The following is a 17,519-nucleotide window of genomic DNA, read 5'->3' on the forward strand; positions in this document are numbered from 1 at the left end:
CGGGTGCCGCGTTCGGGGCACCGAACGCGGCACCCGGCGCATCCGACCGCAGCCGCCCGCGGTGCCCGCTGACCTCGTCCGCCGAGGAGCGCGGACCGTACGGTCAGGCGCGCCCGTGCTGACCCAACCGACCGCCCGCGTCCTCGAACCGGGCGACCTCGACGCCGCCCTCGCGGTCCTGGACCGGGACCCGGTCGCCAACGCGTTCGTCACCTCGCGGGTCAACATCGCCGGCCTCGACCCCTGGCGGCTCGGCGGCGAGATGTGGGGCTGGTACTCCGCCGGCCGCCTCACCTCGCTCTGCTACGCGGGCGCCAATCTCGTGCCGATCTGCGCCACCCCCGAGGCCGTCAGCGCGTTCGCCGACCGCGCCCGCAGGGCCGGCCGCCGCTGCTCGTCGATCGTCGGCCCGGTCGACGCCACCGCCGACCTGTGGGCACGGCTCGAACCGTACTGGGGTCCCGCCCGCGAGGTGCGCGCCCGGCAGCCCCTGATGACCACCCGCGCGCTGCCCGCCGACGTGGCCCCCGACCCGCTCGTCCGCCGGGTCCAGCGCAACGAGATGGAGGTGATCATGCCCGCCTGCGTGGCCATGTTCACCGAGGAGGTCGGCGTCTCGCCGATGGCCGGCGACGGTGGGCTGCTGTACCAGGCGCGGGTCGCCGAACTCGTCTCCGCGGGGCGGGCGTTCGCCCGGATCGAGGACGGCGAGGTGGTCTTCAAGGCCGAGATCGGCGCCGTCACCCGGCACACCTGCCAGATCCAGGGCGTCTGGGTCGCCCCCTCGCACCGCGGCCGCGGCCTGTCCGAGACCGGCATGGCCGCGGTCCTGCACTACGCCCTGCGCGACGTCGCCCCCGTCGCCAGCCTCTACGTCAACGACTTCAACACCCCCGCCCGCGCCTCCTACCACCGCGTCGGCTTCACGGAAGTCGGCGCCCTGATGTCCGTGTTGTTCTGAGCCTCGGAGGAGAGCTCGCCCGGTGCCCGGGAGGAGGGGGCGGGCGGGAGGCGATAGGGTCGCGCGTCATGGAGAACGTGGTGGTCGGCCCGTGTGCGCTGAGCGAGCACGTGGACGAGGCGCTGGGCGTGCAGGCGGTGGCGTTCGGGCTCGGGCCGGAGGAGGTTGCGATCCGCCGGCAGATCGTACTGCGGCACCTGGCGTGCACGGGCGCGCGGGCGCTGGCCGCACACAGCACATCCGACGGCCGGATGGTCGGCTTCGTCTACGGCCTGCCCAACGACCGCGCGCACTGGTGGTCGAGCGTGGTCCAGCCGTACCTGCGCGCGCAGGGCAACGACGGCTGGCTCGACGACTCCTTCGTGATCACCGAACTGCATGTGCTGCCCGACTTCCAGTCCCGCGGCATCGGCCGCCGGCTGATCACCGAGATCACCGACACCGCCACCGAGCCGCGCAGCATCCTCTCCGCGATCGACGGCGAGAGCCCCGCCCGCCATCTGTACCGCGCGCTCGGCTACCGCGACCTGGCCCGCCCCGTGCACTTCCCCAGCGCACCCCGCCCCTACGCCGTGATGGGCGCCCCGCTGCCGCTGTCGCGCCGCCCGGAATAACCGTTACGGCCCCCGCCCTCCCGCTGGATATCCTCGCCGGACCTTCGAGGAACACGGAGAACACGATGGTCCTGCGCATGTCCAGGCTGCTGCTCAAGACGTTGCGTGACGACCCGGCCGACGCGGAGACCACCAGCCACAAGCTGCTGGTCCGGGCCGGGTACGTACGCCGCTCGTCGGCGGGGGTGTGGAGCTGGCTGCCGCTGGGCAAGCGCGTGTTGGACAACGTGTCCCGGATCGTCCGCGAGGAGATGGACGCGATCGGCGGCCAGGAGGTGCTGCTGCCCGCGCTGCTGCCCCGCGAGACGTACGACGCCACCGGCCGCGCCGACGAGTACGGCGACCTGCTCTTCACGCTCACCGACCGCAAGGGCACCGACTACGTCCTCGGGCCCACCCACGAGGAGAGCTTCACCCTGCTGGTGAAGGACCAGGTCTCCTCCTACCGCGACCTGCCGGTGATCCTGTACCAGATCCAGACCAAGTACCGCGACGAGGCCCGGCCCCGCTCCGGAGTGCTGCGCGGCCGCGAGTTCCAGATGAAGGACGCCTACTCCTTCGACCTCGCGCCGGAGGGGCTCGCCGAGGCGTACCGGCTGCACCGCGAGGCGTACACCCGGATCTTCCGCCGGCTCGGCCTGGACTTCCGGATCGTCTCCGCGGTGTCCGGGGCGATGGGCGGCTCCGCGTCCGAGGAGTTCCTGGCGCCCGCAGCGGCCGGCGAGGACACCTTCGCGGACTGCCCGGAGTGCGACTACGCCGCCAACACCGAAGCGGTCGTCTTCACCGCGCAGGTCCCCGCGGCGGCCGACCCCGGCCCGGTCGAGGAACTGGACACCCCCGGCACCGCCACCGTCGAGGCGCTGGCCGCCGCGGTCTCGGTCCCCGCCGCCGCGATCCTGAAGAACCTGCTGGTGAAGGTCGACGGCGAGATCACCGCGGTCGGCGTGCCCGGCGACCGCGAGGTGGACCTCGGCAAGCTCGCCGAGCACCTCGCCCCCGCCACGGTCGAGATCGTCACCGCCGAGGACTTCGCCGCCCGGCCCGACCTGGTACGCGGCTACGTCGGCCCGCAGGGCCTGAGCACGCTGGGCATCCGCTACCTCGCCGATCCCCGGGTCGCCGCCGGCACCGCCTGGGTCACCGGCGCCAACAAGCCCGGCCGGCACGCCGTCAACGTGGTGTGCGGCCGCGACTTCACCGTCGACCGCCACCTCGATGTCGTCACCGTCGAGGCCGGCGACCCCTGTCCCCGCTGCGGCGCCGGCCTGCGGCTGGACCGCGCCATCGAGATCGCCCACATCTTCCAGCTCGGCCGCAAGTACGCCGACGTCTTCCGCCTCGACGTCCTCGGCCCCGACGGCAAGCCGGCCCGCGTCACCATGGGCTGCTACGGCATCGGGGTCTCCCGCGCCGTCGCCGCCCTCGCCGAGCAGACCGCCGACGCCCACGGGTTGTGCTGGCCCGCCGAGGTCGCCCCCGCCGACGTGCACGTGGTCGCCGCCGGCAAGGGGGGCGCGGTCGCGCTGGCCGCCCGCGCGGCCGACGAACTCGACGCCGCCGGGCTGCGGGTCCTCCTCGACGACCGCGACGGGGTCTCACCGGGCGCGAAGTTCACGGACGCCGAGTTGATCGGGGTGCCCCGTGTGCTCGTTGCCGGCCGTCGCGCGGCCGACAACATCCTCGAACTCCGCGATCGCCGCACCGGCACCCGTGAGGACCTCCCCCTCCCCGACGCGGTCGCCCGTCTCCGGGGCGCCTGACCCCCCCGGGGTCCGGTGTCCTGCCGGTTCAGGGACCACCCCCCGGTGGTGAGCCGGCCGCGCAGTTCCCCGCGCCCCTTCGGCAACGCGCCGTCCTGGCCGACGCCTGTCCCCGGCCGCAGGCCGGTCGGTGGCTGGTCGCGCAGTTCCCCGCGCCCCTGGTTTGTGCGGCTCCTTCCACGAAAGGACGCCGACCCCCGAGGGGCGCTGGGGGCACCTCCCAGGCGAAGCTCTGGGGGTGGGGGTACCTCCCGGCGAAGCCAGGGGGAGAACCGCGCGACCAGCCACTCACCGGCGGGATGGCGAAGGCCCCACCGCGAGGGGCAACCACCCAGGGGCGCGGGGAACTGCGCGGGCAACCGGCCACCGGGCGGCACCCGGGAGCGGCGCGCGGCACCCCGCGGCGGGGAGCCGCACCGCCTACAACCAGGTCGCGAACTCCAGGAGCAGCTCGCCCTCTTCGCGGCCACCGACCGCCAACCCCCACACGCCCGCCTCGACCGCACGGAAGAACGCCCAGCCGCGGAGCCGCTCCGGGTCCACCTCGAGAGAATCCGCCAGCTTCGCCAGTCGCCGCCGGGCCGCCGCCCGGGAACCCGGCTGCGCGGCGAGCGTGGAGAGCCGATCCCGTACCAGCCACGCCAGGTCGTACGCCCGCTCGCCGACGAGCGGCTTGGGGTCGATCGCCAGCCACGGCACGCGGTCCCCGGCCAGCACGTTCCCGTGGTGGTAGTCGCCGTGCAGCAGCACGGCCTCGGGGGCGGTGCCGACCAGGCTCTCCCAGCGGGCCAGCGCCTCGTCGATCAGCGGCCGCGCGTCCTCGGCGTACGGCTGCCCGCGCCGCTCCCGCAGCAGCGGCACCAGCGCGCCGGTGTACTCCTCGACCGTGGTGAACGGGTGCTCGTCGGCGGGTGCCACCCACAGCCGCTGGAGCACCCCGGCGGCTTCGAGCATCGCCTTCGCTTCGGCGAGCGAGCGCAGCGACACGTCGGCGTGCAGCCGCTCCAGCAGCATCGCGCCCTGCTCCGGATCGGCCCGCAGCAGGCGTACGGCGCCGCGCCCGCCCCAGTGCGCGAGCGCCGCGTGCTCCTGCGCGGTCTCCCGGTTGACCATGCCGACCTTGAGCACCGCCGGGGTGCCGTCGTCCGTGCGGACCAGCACGATCATGCTGATCTGGCCGCCCGCGGCGAAGACCCGCTCCGCGGTGAGCCCCCACCGGTCGAGGTAGCCGGCGACGGTCTCCGGCAGCCGGGCCAGCCACGCGCGACCGGCCTCGCCCTCCCAGGCGGTGACGGTGCGGGTGAGCCGCTCGGGCGGTTCGAGGGCCAGGTCCGCCGGCCGGTCGCCCTCGCCGCCGCCCTCGTGCGCCGCTGCGCTCATCGTGTCGCGTTCCCTCCGTCGTACGCCCCTGCGGCCCGCCGGTCAGCGCTCCTCGGTCAACCCCGGGAAGGCTACGCCGCCGCCGGTCCAGCGCACGGCACGCACCGCCGCCTCGCGCAGCGCGCCCGCCGCGTCCTGCCGTATCCCGCCTATCGCCGCCGCCACCAGGTCGCCGTAGGCGCCCGCGACGTGCTCCTCCAGGTACCCGGCCAGCCGCAGCGCGTCGGCGGACCCGGTCACCGTGAAGGGGAGCCGGTAGCCGGCGGCAGCGGCCACCGGGACCGCGCCCAGGTCCGTCACGGTGCGGGCCATCGAGTCCCGGCGGGCGCGGTGCGCGTCGTACGCCTGCCGCGCCTCGGCCTTGCGGGAGTCGGCCACCTTGCCGCCGACCACGCTGTAGCCGTAGACGGCCGCGTGTTCTGCCGCGAGGGCGGCCTGCGCGGCGTCGACGATCGTGCTCACCGTGCGCTCACTTTCCGGCCGGGCGGCCGAGCAGGACGACATGGCCCGCGCCCGCTGCGGCCACCGAGGCCAGCAGCCGGGCGAGGGCACCCGGCGCGTCGAGCAGCGTGGCGGACCGGCGGTCGGCGAGCGCGCGCTCGGCGGCGGCGAGTGCGGCCAGGGCCTTGTCGGCGGTGGCGGGCACGGCGGACGCCGAGCCCGTGGAGGTGGGAGTCGCCGGCGACCCCGTGCTGTTGCCGTTGCCGGACATGGGAGACGACGGGGCGGCAGGGGTCCGGCCGCCGAAGGCCCGCACATGCGCGGCGGTGTCCGCCCGCAGCGGTGCCAGGCGCGCGGCCAGCGTCGGGTACGCCGCGATCACCGCGTCGTACCGCGCGACCAGTGCGGTGCTGTCCCGGGCCTCGCGTGCCTGCCGCGCCGCCTCCGGCTCGTCGTCGGCCCGCACGGCGGTCGAGGCGCTGCCCCGGCCGCCGGAGCACCCCGCCACCACACCGACGGTTGCCATGGCCACGGCGCTACGCCGGGTCAGCTTCGGGATCATGACAGGGAGTGTAGGGGTGACGCGGCGGCGTCCGGGCGGCCGCCCCGCAGCGCGTTCGGGGGGTGGTCGAACTCGGGTAAAGTGCGGTCCAACACGCGACCTTCCATGACAACAGCAGACGCGGCCGAGGAGTCACCCGGATGAGCACCACCCACAGCGAGAGGCTGCGCGCACTGCTTGAGCCGCTGGTCGGCGAGGCGGGACTGGAGCTGGAAGAGGTCACGGTGTCGGCGGCGGGCAAGCGCCGGCAGCTGATGGTCGTCGTGGACGCGGCGGACGGCGTGCAGCTCGACGCCGTGGCCGAGCTGAGCCGCGCGATGTCGCAGGCCCTCGACGCGTCCGACGCCATGGGCGAGACCGAGTACGTCCTCGAGGTGAGCTCACCCGGCACCGACCGTCCGCTGACCGAGCCGCGGCACTTCCGCCGCAACGCCGGCCGCCTGGTCAAGCTCCAGCTCAAGGAGCGCGGAGAGCTGATCGCGCGGATCATGGCGGTGGACGACGAGGGCCTCGACCTGGAGGTCCCGGGCGTCAAGGGCCGCAAGCCCAAGCCGGCCCGGGCGGACTTCGCCGAGATCGCCAGGGCGCGGGTCGAGGTCGAGTTCAACCGCAAGAGCGGCGGCGCCGACGACAGCGCCGACGACGAGGTGGACGACGAGATGGACGGCGGCGACGAGACCGTCGAAGACGAAGACGACGAGAGCACTGAGGAGGCGTAGCCGTGGACATCGACATGAAGGCCCTGCGGGGCTTGGTGACCGAACGGCAGATCTCGTTCGACCTGCTGGTCGAGGCGATCGAGTCGGCACTCCTCATCGCGTACCACCGCGAGCCGGGCAGCCACCGCCGGGCCCGGGTCGAGCTGGACCGGACCAGCGGCCAGATCACCGTATGGGCGACCGAGGACCAGGAGGAGGCGGGGGAGGGCGCCGAGCCGCGCGAGTTCGACGACACCCCCAGCGGCTTCGGCCGGATCGCCGCCTCCACCGCCAAGCAGGTGATCCTGCAGCGGCTGCGCGACGCGGAGGACGACGTCACCTTCGGGGAGTACGCCGGCCGGGAGGGCGACATCGTCACCGGCGTCGTCCAGCAGGGCAAGGACCCCAAGAACGTGCTGGTCGACATCGGCAAGCTGGAGGCGATCCTGCCGGTGCAGGAGCAGGTCCCCGGCGAGGACTACGCCCACGGCACCCGGCTGCGCGCCTACGTGGTGCGCGTCGCCAAGGGCACCCGCGGTCCCTCCGTGACCCTCTCGCGCACCCACCCGAACCTGGTGAAGAAGCTCTTCGCCCTGGAGGTGCCCGAGATCGCCGACAACTCGGTGCTGATCGAGGCGATCGCCCGCGAGGCCGGGCACCGTACGAAGATCGCGGTGCGCTCCACCCGCTCCGGGTTGAACGCCAAGGGCGCGTGCATCGGCCCGATGGGCGCCCGGGTGCGCGCGGTGATGGCCGAGCTGCACGGCGAGAAGATCGACATCGTGGACTGGTCGGACGACCCCGCGGACATGGTGGCGAACGCGCTGTCGCCGGCCCGGGTCTCCCACGTCGAGGTGGTGGATGCCGCCGCCCGGTCCGCCCGGGTGACCGTGCCCGACTACCAGCTCTCGCTGGCGATCGGCAAGGAGGGCCAGAACGCCCGGCTCGCCGCGCGGCTGACCGGGTGGCGGATCGACATCAGGCCGGACACCGAGCAGCAGGACTGAGTCGGCGGCCTCCGCCGGACCGGCGAGGCTGTGAGTTCCGGACGAACAAGCGTCCGTTGACCCACTCGAAGGAGTGAGGTTGGCGCGGGGAGGTAGACTAAAGGGTGTCTGGTCGGACGCTGACGTCAGCATGCCCGGAGCGAACGTGCATCGGCTGCCGTCAACGCGCGGCCAAGAGCGATCTGCTGCGTGTGGCGGTGAGCGGGGGCGCGTGCGTTCCCGATCTTCGCGGTACGCTGCCCGGTCGGGGTGCGTATCTGCATCCTGCCCTTGCCTGCCTCGACCTGGCGGTCCGCCGTCGGGCGTTCGCCCGGGCCTTCAAAGGACCGGTCGCGCCGGACACCGCGGAGTTGCGCCGGTGCGTCGAGCAGGCAGCCCCGTAGAACCGGTAGAACCCGTAAGAAGCAGAACGGCACGGATGCACCGTGCGGTCAGGTACCTCGCGAGATGGAAGTAGGTCGAGATTGCGATGAGCACTCGATGAGTACGCGATGAGTACGCCCATGAAGTAGCGACGGTCCGGCGGACGATCACCCCGGACCTAAAAGGAGCGAAGTGGCTAAGGTCCGGGTATACGAACTCGCCAAGGAGATGGGAGTCGAGAGCAAGGTCGTCATGGCCAAGCTCCAGGAACTCGGCGAATTCGTCCGTTCGGCGTCCTCGACGATCGAGGCGCCGGTTGTCCGCAAACTGACTGACGCTTTCCAGGGACCCGGCGGCGGTAACGCCGGCAAGTCCGCTGCGAAGCCGTCCGCGCCGCGCAAGACGGCGCCCTCCCCGGCGGCAGGCCGCCCGGGAGGCACCCCCAAGCCGGCCGGCCCCACCCCGGGTGCGCCGGCCCGTCCGGCTGCCCCGGCGGCGCCCAAGCCGGCCGACGGTCCGGTGACCCCGGCCGCCCCGAGCGGTGGCGCCACGCCGCCGTCCGGTTCCGGCCCGCGGCCCGGCCCCAAGCCGGCCCCCGCGCCCAAGCCCGCGCCGGCCGCACCCGTGCCCGCCGCGGAGTTCCAGGCACCCCCGTCCGCGCCCACGACCCCGGCCGCAGGCCAGGGTCAGGGTCAGGGGCAGGCAGCCCAGGGCCAGCGTCCCGGTGGCGCCGCGCCCGGTCCGCGCCCGGCCCGTCCGGCTCCGGCCGGCGGTCAGCGCGACGCCGGTCAGCGTGACGGCGGCCGCCCCGGCGGCAACCGCCCCGCGTCCGGGCAGGGCGGCCAGGGCGGTGCCCGTCCCGGCGCTCCGCGCCCGGCCGGTCCGCGTCCCGGCAACAACCCGTTCACGTCCGGCTCCACCGGCATGCCGCGCCCCGGTGGCGCGTCGCGTCCCGGCGGCGGCCAGGGCGGTGCCCCGCGTCCCGCGGGTCCCGGCGGCGGTGCTCCGCGCCCCGGCGGCACCCCGCGTCCCGGTGGCGGTCAGGGCGGCCCCGGCGGCTCCCGTCCGTCCCCGGGCGGCATGCCCCGCCCGCAGTCCTCGGGCCCGCGCCCGAACCCGGGCATGATGCCGCAGCGTCCCGCGCCCTCCACGGGCGGCCGTCCCGGCGGTCCCGGTGGGCGTCCCGGCGGCGGCCCCGGTGGCCGTCCCGGCGGTCCCGGTGGGCGTCCCGGTGGCGGCGGCGGCTTCGCCGGCCGTCCGGCCGGTCCCGGTGGCGGCGGTCGTCCCGGTGGTGGCGGTGGCGGCTTCGGCGGTCCCCGTCCCGGTGGCGGTGCCCCCGGCGGCGGTGGCGGCTTCGGTCCGCGCCCCGGCGGTTTCGGCGGACGTCCGGGCGGCCCGGGTGGCCGTGGCGGAACGCAGGGCGCCTTCGGTCGCGGCCCCGGTGGCCGTCCGGCCCGAGGCCGTAAGAGCAAGCGTCAGCGGCGCCAGGAGTACGAGGCCATGCAGGCCCCGTCCGTGGGCGGCGTGCTGCTGCCCCGCGGCAACGGCCAGACCGTGCGCCTGTCGCGCGGTGCCTCGCTCACCGACTTCGCCGAGAAGATCAACGCCAACCCGGCGTCGCTCGTCCAGGTGATGTTGAACCTCGGCGAGATGGTCACCGCCACCCAGTCGGTGTCCGACTCCACCCTGGAGCTGCTCGCCGGCGAGATGAACTACGTGCTGGAGATCGTCAGCCCGGAGGAGGAGGACCGCGAGCTGCTCGAGTCGTTCTCCATCGAGTTCGGCGAGGACGAGGGCGGCGAGGACGCCCTGGTCTCCCGTCCGCCGGTGGTGACCGTCATGGGTCACGTCGACCACGGTAAGACCCGCCTGCTCGACGCGATCCGCAAGACCAACGTGGTCGCGGGCGAGGCCGGTGGCATCACCCAGCACATCGGTGCCTACCAGGTCGCCACCGAGGTCAACGGCGAAGAGCGCGCGATCACCTTCATCGACACCCCTGGTCACGAGGCGTTCACCGCCATGCGTGCCCGTGGTGCGAAGTCCACCGACATCGCGATCCTCGTGGTCGCGGCGAACGACGGTGTGATGCCGCAGACGATCGAGGCGCTCAACCACGCCAAGGCCGCGGACGTACCGATCGTGGTCGCGGTCAACAAGATCGACGTCGAGGGCGCCGACCCGACGAAGGTGCGCGGTCAGCTCACCGAGTTCGGCCTGGTCGCCGAGGAGTACGGCGGCGACACCATGTTCGTCGACATCTCCGCCAAGCAGGGCCTGCACATCGACAGCCTGCTGGAGGCCGTGGTCCTGACCGCGGACGCCTCGCTCGACCTGCGGGCCAACCCGAAGCAGGACGCGCAGGGCATCGCGATCGAGGCCCACCTCGACCGCGGCCGCGGCGCCGTGGCGACCGTCCTGGTCCAGCGCGGCACCCTGCGGGTCGGCGACACCATGGTGGTCGGCGACGCGTACGGCCGGGTCCGGGCCCTGCTCGACGACAGCGGCGCCAGCGTGGAGGAGGCGGCTCCGTCGACTCCGGTGCTGGTGCTCGGTCTGACCAACGTGCCCGGCGCGGGCGACAACTTCCTCGTCGTCGACGAGGACCGCACCGCCCGGCAGATCGCCGAGAAGCGTGCCGCCCGCGAGCGGAACGCGGCGTTCGCCCGCAAGGGCCGCAGGTTCTCGCTGGAGAACCTGGACGAGGCGCTCAAGGCCGGTGAGGTGCAGGAACTCAACCTCATCATCAAGGGCGACGCGTCCGGTTCGGTCGAGGCGCTGGAATCGGCACTGCTCCAGCTCGACGTCGGCGAGGAGGTCGACATCCGCGTGCTGCACCGTGGCGTGGGTGCGGTCACCGAGTCCGACATCAACCTGGCGACCGGCTCCGACGCCATCGTCATCGGCTTCAACGTGCGCGCCGCCGGGCGTGCCACCCAGATGGCCGAACGCGAAGGCGTCGACGTCCGCTACTACTCGGTGATCTACCAGGCCATCGAGGAGATCGAGGCGGCGCTCAAGGGCATGCTCAAGCCCGAGTACGAGGAGGTGGAGCTCGGCACCGCCGAGATCCGCGAGGTCTTCCGCTCCTCCAAGCTCGGCAACATCGCCGGTGTGCTGGTGCGCTCCGGCGAGGTCCGGCGCAACACCAAGGCCCGCCTGCTGCGCGACGGCAAGGTCATCGCGGAGAACCTCAACATCGAGGGCCTGCGCCGCTTCAAGGACGACGTCACCGAGATTCGTGAGGGTTACGAGGGCGGTATCAACCTCGGCAACTACAACGACATCAAGATCGACGACGTCATCGCCACCTACGAGATGCGGGAGAAGCCGCGCGGCTGATCCCACGGCTCGCCGACGGCGGGCAGCACCACCGGTCCGGGGCCGGTCGACGGCAGAAAAGCCGTCGATCGGCCCCGGCCGTCGCCTGTACCGTTCACAGTCATGTATGTAGGAACACTCCGCTTCGACCTGCTGCTCGGTGACGTACGGTCGCTGAAGGAGAAGAGGTCCGTCATCCGCCCGATCGTCGCCGAGCTGCACCGCAAGTTCGCGGTGAGCGTGGCCGAGACCGGCGACCAGGACCTCTACCGCAGGGCCGAGATAGGGATCGCGACGGTGTCCGGCGACCTCGGGCACGTCAAGGACGTACTCGACCGGTGCGAGCGCTGGATGGTCGCCCGCCCGGAGGTGGATCTGCTGTCGACACGGCAGCGTATCCACGGCGGCGACGACGACTGACCGGACGACGGACCGAACCAACCGAGTGAAGAGAGAAGAACACGATGACCGACACCGCGCGGGCGCGAAAGCTGGCGGACCGCATCCGGGTCGTGGTCGCGGAGACCCTTCAGCGGCGGATCAAGGACCCGCGGCTGGGGTATGTGACGATCACCGACACCCGGGTCACCGGTGACCTGCGGGAGGCGACGGTCTTCTACACGGTCTACGGGGACGACGAGGAGCGCGCCGCCTCCGCCGCCGCCCTGGAGAGCGCCAAGGGCGTGCTGCGCTCCGAGGTCGGCCGGCAGACAGGGGTGCGGTTCACCCCGAGCCTGGCGTTCGTCGCCGACGCGCTGCCCGACAACGCCCGCACCATCGACGACCTGCTGGCCAAGGCCCGCGCGGCCGACGAAGAGGTGCGCAAGACCGCCACCGACGCCCAGTACGCCGGCGAGGCGGACCCGTACCGCAAGCCGGCCGAGGACGACGACCTCGACGACGAGGCCGGCACCGAGGGCGCGGAAGCCGCTTCGGACGACGACGGCCCGGCCACCGCGGCCGGCGACGAGGACGGTCGCACCCAGGCATGAGTCCCAGGAAGGAAGGCCCGTCGGGCTTGGTCGTCGTCGACAAGCCCGGCGGGCTCACCTCGCACGGCGTGGTGTCCCGGATGCGCCGGCTGGCCGGCACCCGGCGGGTCGGCCACGCGGGCACCCTCGACCCGATGGCGACCGGTGTGCTGGTGATCGGCGTGGAGCGCGCCACCCGGCTGCTCGGCCATCTCGCGCTCACCGAGAAGGAGTACGCCGCCACCATCCGGCTCGGCCAGTCCACGGTCACCGACGACGCCGAGGGCGACGTCACGTCCGAGGCGTCCGCCGCCGAGGTGACCCGGGCGGCCGTGGACGCGGGGGTCGCCGCGCTCACCGGGGCGATCCTCCAGGTGCCGTCCAAGGTCAGCGCCATCAAGGTCAACGGGGTGCGGTCCTACACCCGGGTGCGCGAGGGCGAGGAGTTCGAGCTGGCCGCCCGGCCGGTGACGGTCAGCGCCTTCACCGTGCGGGAGATGCGGGTGCCCGACGGCGCGCCCGGCCTGCTGGACCTCGACGTCACCGTGACCTGCTCCTCCGGCACGTACATCCGCGCGCTCGCCCGCGACCTGGGCGCCGGCCTCGGTGTCGGCGGCCACCTCACGGCGCTGCGCCGCACCCGGGTGGGGCCGTACGACCTGACGGGGGCGCGCACGCTGGAGCAGCTGGAGGAGTCCTTCGAGGTGCTGCCGATCGAGCGGGCCGCGGCAGCCGCCTTCCCCCGCTGGGACGTCGACGCCGACCAGGCCCGGCTGCTCGGCAACGGGGTCAGGATCGGCACTCCGGCGCTCGGCTCCGGCACTCACGCGGCCTTCGGGCCCGACGGCCGGTTCCTCGCGCTGGTCGAGGAGCAGCAGGGCCACGCGAAGATCGTGGCGGGCTTCGCGCAGTAGCCGGCAGGTGCGGGCGGGTACGGGGATGTCTTCCCGTACGTCTGACCTGCCGTGCGCGGGGAGGTCCCGGCCGTACGCCTGCTCTGCCGTGCGCGGGGAGGTTCCGCCGTACGTCTGCCCTGCCGTGCGACGGGACCGCCTGTCCCCTTGGCGGCCCCGCCCCACGACCCCCTCCAACCCCCCTGAGCTGTCCTTGTCCATCCGAGCCCCCGAAATCACCCGGATGGCCGGGCGCTCGGAGTGAACGGAGGGTCGCACGGGGGGCGCGTTCGTCCGGCGATCTTGGCGCCGGATCTTCCGCCACCTACCGTCGATAGCGGGACGAAACGGGGCGCAGGGGGGCGCGGGCGGAGTGGGGGAGAGCCGGTCATGGCAGCGGTGCGCAGTGGTGGCAGGACCCGGGCGTGGGCCGGGTGGGCCGGGCATACCGGCGAACAGGCCGGCGGACGAACCGGCGCGCAGGACGGCGCGGGCGGCGCCGGCGGTGGCGCGGGCGCGCTGATCCGGGTCTGCGACCTGGCCGGACGGACGCGCGGCACCGGCTTCCTCGCCGACCGCGACGGCACGCTGATCACCAGTCACGAGGCGGTCGACGGCCTCGCGCGACTGGTGCTGCACGCCCCCGGCGAGCAGGTGTGCCTGGTCGAGGCCGAGGCGGTCACCCCGCTGCCCGGGTGCGGGCTCGCGCTGGTCGCCACCGAGGGCCTCGACGTACGCCCCCTGCCGATCGCGCCCGCGGGTCCCGGGCATCCCGAGCGGCGGGCCGTGCTGCGGCTGCCGCAGGCGGCCGCGGCGACCGTGCTGGGCACCACCGCGGTCACGTACACCGCCACCGACCGCTTCCATCTGATCGAGGGGGTCTACGAGTTGGCGCTCGACGGCGCCGACCTGGCCGAGGCGGGCCCGCAGGCGTCCGGGACCCCGGTGGTCGACGCGGCGACCGGCGCCGTCCTCGCGGTGGTGGTGACCGCCCTGCACGCCGGGCACCGCGCCGGTGGTTTCGCGGTGCCGCTGCACGCCGCGTCCCCGCCCGCTCCGCTGGCCGAACTGGTCGCCCGGGCCGCCGCGACCGTGCCGGCGTACGGCCCGCACCTGAACCTCGCGGGCGCCCTGCACCTGGCCGACACCAGCGTCGGCTCGGCCGGCAGCGCCCCGGAACCCTGGCGCGACCCGGTGGCCAGACCCCGGATCGCCGCCGCGCTCGACGACTTCCTCGGCCGCCGCGGCGAGGCCGCCCCGCTCGCCCTCGGCCTGGTCGGCGAGCCCGGCACCGGCCGCAGCACCGAACTCGCCGCGCTGGCCGCCCGCCGCCACGAAGCCGCCCACCCGGCCCCGACGGTCTGGCTGCGCGGTGCGGAACTGCGCCCGGGCGACGGCAGCGTCAAGGACGCCGTGGAACGCGCGTTGCGCACCGCCGCCCGGGTGGTCAGCGCGGCCGGCCACGCCCCCGGCGAGTCGCAGTACGCCCCGCTCGCGTACGGCATGGCCGACGCCACCGAGGACGTCGCCGTCCTCGCCCACGCCGCCGGCCGCCCCCTGGTCGTCCTGCTGGACGCACCCGAGGAGATGCCGCCCGTCCTCGCCCACGAAATCGCCGGGTGGGCCGCCGCCACCGCCGGCTGGCTGCGGATCAGCCGGGCCCGGCTGGTGGTGGCGTGCCGCCCGGAGTTCTGGGAGCAGGCCGGCGCGATGCTGCCCGCCGAGCTGCTGTACGTGCCGGGGGCGCGCGGGGGCGAGGGCACGGAAACCGAACCCGGCGCGCCCGTACGGCCGTTGCCGCCTTGCGTGCGGCTGGGGGACCTGGCCGGGACGGAGGCGGCCGAGGCCCGCGAGCGGCACGGCCTGCCCGACGCCGCCCTGCGCCCCCGGGACGCCGGGCACCCGCTCACGCTGCGGCTGCTGTCCCAGGTGCGGGCCGCGCTCGGCGAACTCGCCGAGGAGGGGCCGCCGCCGAGCCGCGCGGAGGTGTTCGCCGCGTACCTGGACGCGGCGTGCCTGCGGATCGCGGTGCGGCTGGGCGCCGCGACACCGACCTCGCCGCCGGTACGCGGCCGGGGGCTGCGCCGGCTGGCCGCCCGGGTGGCCGGGCAGGCCCACGAAGCGGCCCGGCGCTGCCTGGGCCCGGGGCAGGGGGAGCTGGACCGGGAGGCGTTCGAGGAACTGTTCCCGTGGCGTACGGGATGGGCGTCCGCGGTGCTCGCCGAGGGCCTGCTGGTGCCGGCCGGAGCGGGATACCGCTTCGCACACGAGGAGTTCGGCGACTGGGTCCAGTCCCTCCACCTGGATCTGGCGACGGCCCTGAACGCCCTGGTGCACCGCTGGTCGCCGTCCGCCGGGCACCCCGTGCCGCCGCTCGTGCCCGGAGACGCGCCGGTGCGGCTCCCGTCGCGGGCGGGTGGGCGGTCCGCCGGGGCCGGCCGCGGCTCGGGGGCCGGCGGGGCGTACGGCCGGTCGGTGCCGGTGCCGCCGGTGCCGCCCGCGCCGCCGGTCGGCCCCTCCGGCCGCCCCCGCTCGCTGCCCGTGCCGAGGCACCGTGCCGGGCCGGTGGTGGGCGCGCTGCTGCTCGCGGCGCCGGAGTCGCGCGCGGCGTATCTCGGGGCGCTGGTCGAGGTGCTGGACGACGGGCGGCCCGGGTGGCCGGGACCTGCTCGCCCGCCGGTGCGGCCGGTGGGCCCGCCGGCCGCTGCCGCGACCGCGGCCTGGGGCCGCCATCCGGCCGGACCGGAGCCGGAAGGCGCGGACCTGGACGCGGACACGGTGCCCACTGTGCGGGGCCGGGCGCTCGTCCCCGCGCGGGTGGCGGAGCCGGCGCCGGGAGAGCCCTGGGGGGCCGGGCGGGCGTCGCTGGTGCCCGCGGTGGCGCCCGGCGCGGACCGGCGCCGGATCGAGGCCCAGTGGTGGGCCGCGCACCTGCTGCGGGAGGCGCTGCTGCGGGTGGAGGACGCCGGGCCCCTGCTGCCCGTACTGCGCGCGCTGGCCGGGCGGATCGTGGTGCGCTCGATCGCGGCCGGCGGTTTCGTCCCTGAACGCCTGGGCGCGCTGGGCGAGTTCGGGCCGTGGTTCTGGCGGGCGGTGCCACTGGCCGAGCCGGACCGGCTGGAACTGCTGCGGGTGCTGCTCCCGGCGGACGGGCCGCCCGGCGCCGGGCGGGAGGACCGCTTCCTGAGCGTGGTGGCGGATCTGGTGCGCGAGCAGGGCGGGCAGGCGGTGCCCGAGGTGTGCGGGTGGTTCGACGACGACCGGCCGCTCCAGGCGGCGCACCCGTTCGCGGTCGGCGGGCGCCTCACCGTCGCCTCCGCCGCGCAGGCGCTCCTGCACACCCACAGCCGCCGCGCCCCCGACGCGCTGACCGAGGCGCTGGTGGACGCCGGGCACCCCGGCGCCGACGCGGTGCTCGTCGCGCTCGCCGAGGACCATCCGGGTGCGATCTGCCGGGCCGTCGACCGCTGGGCGCACGACCCGCGCCCGGACCGCCGGGTCGCCGCCGCCACGTACGGCGCCCGGGTCGCGCCCTTCGCCCGCGGGCCCGCCGATCGCGAACTGCTCCGGTACGCGGCCCTCGCGCTGCTCGCCCGGGCCGACGAAACCGGTCTACACGGCGCGGCGTTGGGAGTGCTGGTCCGCGACCCCGCGACCCGGGTGCGCTATCTGCCGGCGGCGCTGCGCGGGTTCGCCGCGGGCGATCCGGGCCTCGCGCCCGACGCGCTGGTCGAAGCGATGGACACCCACCCCGAGATGGTGCTCGACGCGTTTCGGACGAGGTTGCGCGCCGCGGGCGGTGACGGGGGCGGGAGCGAAGACGCGGGCACGGGCGCGGGCGTCGGGGAGGGTTCGGCGGGCGCCGCGCCCGGGCGTCGTACGGCGTTGCGTGCTGCCGAGGTGCTGGCCGCGCTCGCCGCCGTCAGGGAACCGGTGCTCGCGCGGAGGGCAGCCGTCCTCGTCCAGGACCACCTCCAGCAGCACCCGGAGGCCGCGCCCGACGTCGCCCGTTACCTCGACCTGCGGCTCGAACACGGCCCCGGCGCAAGGCCGTTGCTGCGTACCCTCACCGCCGCCCTGCTGCGCGACCACCCCGCACCGATCAGGTCGGCCCTGCTGCCGGTCTTCGCCACCCCCGGCACCCACCTGTCCCAGCCGCTGCGCCACGAACTGCTCGACGCCGCCCTGGAGACCGAGCGCGACCCCGACGTGCTCGCCGCGCTCCTCTCCGCCGCGGCCCTCGCCGCCCCCACGCAACACCCCCTGCTCACCCGCGACCTCGTCCACCGCCTCGCCCTGCTGCTCACCCGCACCCCCCAGGGCGCCGCCCGCTTCGACCGCACCGTGGTCGCCCTCGCCGCCGAGCACCCCTCCTTCGCCCACTTGCTGCGCACCTGGCTGACCGACACCACCTGGGACACCTTGCTGGGCCCGAGCGCCCGCCATGACCTCCTCGTCGCCTCCTGAGCCCGGCCAACGCGGTCACCGTGGACATCGCGGCCCTCGCGCGCCCAACTACCCGCGCCGACCGGTGAGTTCTCCGTC

The 17,519-nt window shown here is 75.0% G+C and carries 14 protein-coding genes; 11 read left to right on the forward strand and 3 right to left on the reverse strand.

What is annotated here, in order from left to right; genetic code table 11:
- Positions 1 to 115: 115 nt before the first annotated feature.
- From OG370_RS31145 to OG370_RS31155, 3 genes are all read left to right on the forward strand, one after another.
- Positions 116 to 961 carry a GNAT family N-acetyltransferase gene (locus tag OG370_RS31145; RefSeq protein ID WP_328470096.1) on the forward strand — a complete coding sequence of 282 codons (846 nt, stop codon included), beginning with the start codon at positions 116 to 118 and terminating at the stop codon, positions 959 to 961.
- Positions 962 to 1,029: 68 nt separating this feature from the next.
- On the forward strand, positions 1,030 to 1,575 hold the full coding sequence (locus OG370_RS31150; protein WP_328470098.1) for a GNAT family N-acetyltransferase: 546 nt from the start codon (positions 1,030 to 1,032) through the stop codon (positions 1,573 to 1,575).
- A gap of 65 nt (positions 1,576 to 1,640) precedes the next feature.
- Positions 1,641 to 3,338: a proline--tRNA ligase gene (locus OG370_RS31155; RefSeq protein WP_328470100.1), complete on the forward strand. Its 1,698-nt coding sequence runs from the start codon at positions 1,641 to 1,643 to the stop codon at positions 3,336 to 3,338.
- 420 nt (positions 3,339 to 3,758) lie between these two features.
- Here OG370_RS31155 and OG370_RS31160 read toward each other — a convergent pair whose 3' ends face one another.
- Genes OG370_RS31160 through OG370_RS31170 form a run of 3 tightly spaced genes read right to left on the reverse strand, consistent with a single transcriptional unit; the run spans position 3,759 to position 5,721 of the window.
- A complete protein-coding gene (locus tag OG370_RS31160) occupies positions 3,759 to 4,718 on the reverse strand; it encodes an aminoglycoside phosphotransferase family protein (RefSeq protein WP_328470102.1) in 960 nt (319 codons plus the stop codon).
- A 42-nt stretch (positions 4,719 to 4,760) separates the two neighbouring features.
- Positions 4,761 to 5,222, reverse strand: coding sequence for a ferritin-like domain-containing protein (locus OG370_RS31165; RefSeq protein WP_328470104.1), 462 nt, complete (start codon positions 5,220 to 5,222; stop codon positions 4,761 to 4,763).
- Positions 5,188 to 5,721 carry a hypothetical protein gene (locus OG370_RS31170; RefSeq protein WP_328470106.1) on the reverse strand — a complete coding sequence of 178 codons (534 nt, stop codon included), beginning with the start codon at positions 5,719 to 5,721 and terminating at the stop codon, positions 5,188 to 5,190. Before OG370_RS31170 ends, OG370_RS31165 begins: the two co-directional genes overlap by 35 nt.
- A gap of 140 nt (positions 5,722 to 5,861) precedes the next feature.
- Here OG370_RS31170 and rimP point away from each other — a divergent pair, with 140 nt between their 5' ends.
- The 8 genes from rimP (at position 5,862) to OG370_RS31210 (ending at position 17,441) form a co-directional block, all read left to right on the forward strand.
- On the forward strand, positions 5,862 to 6,440 hold the full coding sequence (gene rimP, locus OG370_RS31175; RefSeq protein ID WP_328470108.1) for a ribosome maturation factor RimP: 579 nt from the start codon (positions 5,862 to 5,864) through the stop codon (positions 6,438 to 6,440).
- 2 nt (positions 6,441 to 6,442) lie between these two features.
- Entirely contained in the window at positions 6,443 to 7,426 is a 984-nt protein-coding gene (gene nusA, locus OG370_RS31180) for a transcription termination factor NusA (protein ID WP_328470110.1), read from the forward strand.
- A gap of 104 nt (positions 7,427 to 7,530) precedes the next feature.
- Positions 7,531 to 7,809 (forward strand): YlxR family protein, encoded by a 279-nt coding sequence (locus OG370_RS31185; RefSeq protein ID WP_328470112.1) that lies wholly within the window; start codon positions 7,531 to 7,533, stop codon positions 7,807 to 7,809.
- 172 nt (positions 7,810 to 7,981) lie between these two features.
- Entirely contained in the window at positions 7,982 to 11,131 is a 3,150-nt protein-coding gene (gene infB / locus OG370_RS31190) for a translation initiation factor IF-2 (protein WP_328470116.1), read from the forward strand.
- Between the two features lie 102 nt (positions 11,132 to 11,233).
- On the forward strand, positions 11,234 to 11,530 hold the full coding sequence (locus OG370_RS31195; protein WP_328470118.1) for a DUF503 domain-containing protein: 297 nt from the start codon (positions 11,234 to 11,236) through the stop codon (positions 11,528 to 11,530).
- A gap of 44 nt (positions 11,531 to 11,574) precedes the next feature.
- Positions 11,575 to 12,102 carry a 30S ribosome-binding factor RbfA gene (gene rbfA / locus OG370_RS31200; RefSeq protein ID WP_328470120.1) on the forward strand — a complete coding sequence of 176 codons (528 nt, stop codon included), beginning with the start codon at positions 11,575 to 11,577 and terminating at the stop codon, positions 12,100 to 12,102.
- On the forward strand, positions 12,099 to 12,995 hold the full coding sequence (truB, locus tag OG370_RS31205) for a tRNA pseudouridine(55) synthase TruB (protein ID WP_328470122.1): 897 nt from the start codon (positions 12,099 to 12,101) through the stop codon (positions 12,993 to 12,995). The genes rbfA and truB overlap by 4 nt, the downstream gene beginning before the upstream one ends.
- A 369-nt stretch (positions 12,996 to 13,364) precedes the next feature.
- Positions 13,365 to 17,441: a serine protease gene (locus tag OG370_RS31210; protein ID WP_328470124.1), complete on the forward strand. Its 4,077-nt coding sequence runs from the start codon at positions 13,365 to 13,367 to the stop codon at positions 17,439 to 17,441.
- Positions 17,442 to 17,519 lie beyond the last annotated feature (78 nt).

The organism is Streptomyces sp. NBC_00448 (assembly GCF_036014115.1).
Lineage (GTDB): Bacteria > Actinomycetota > Actinomycetes > Streptomycetales > Streptomycetaceae > Actinacidiphila.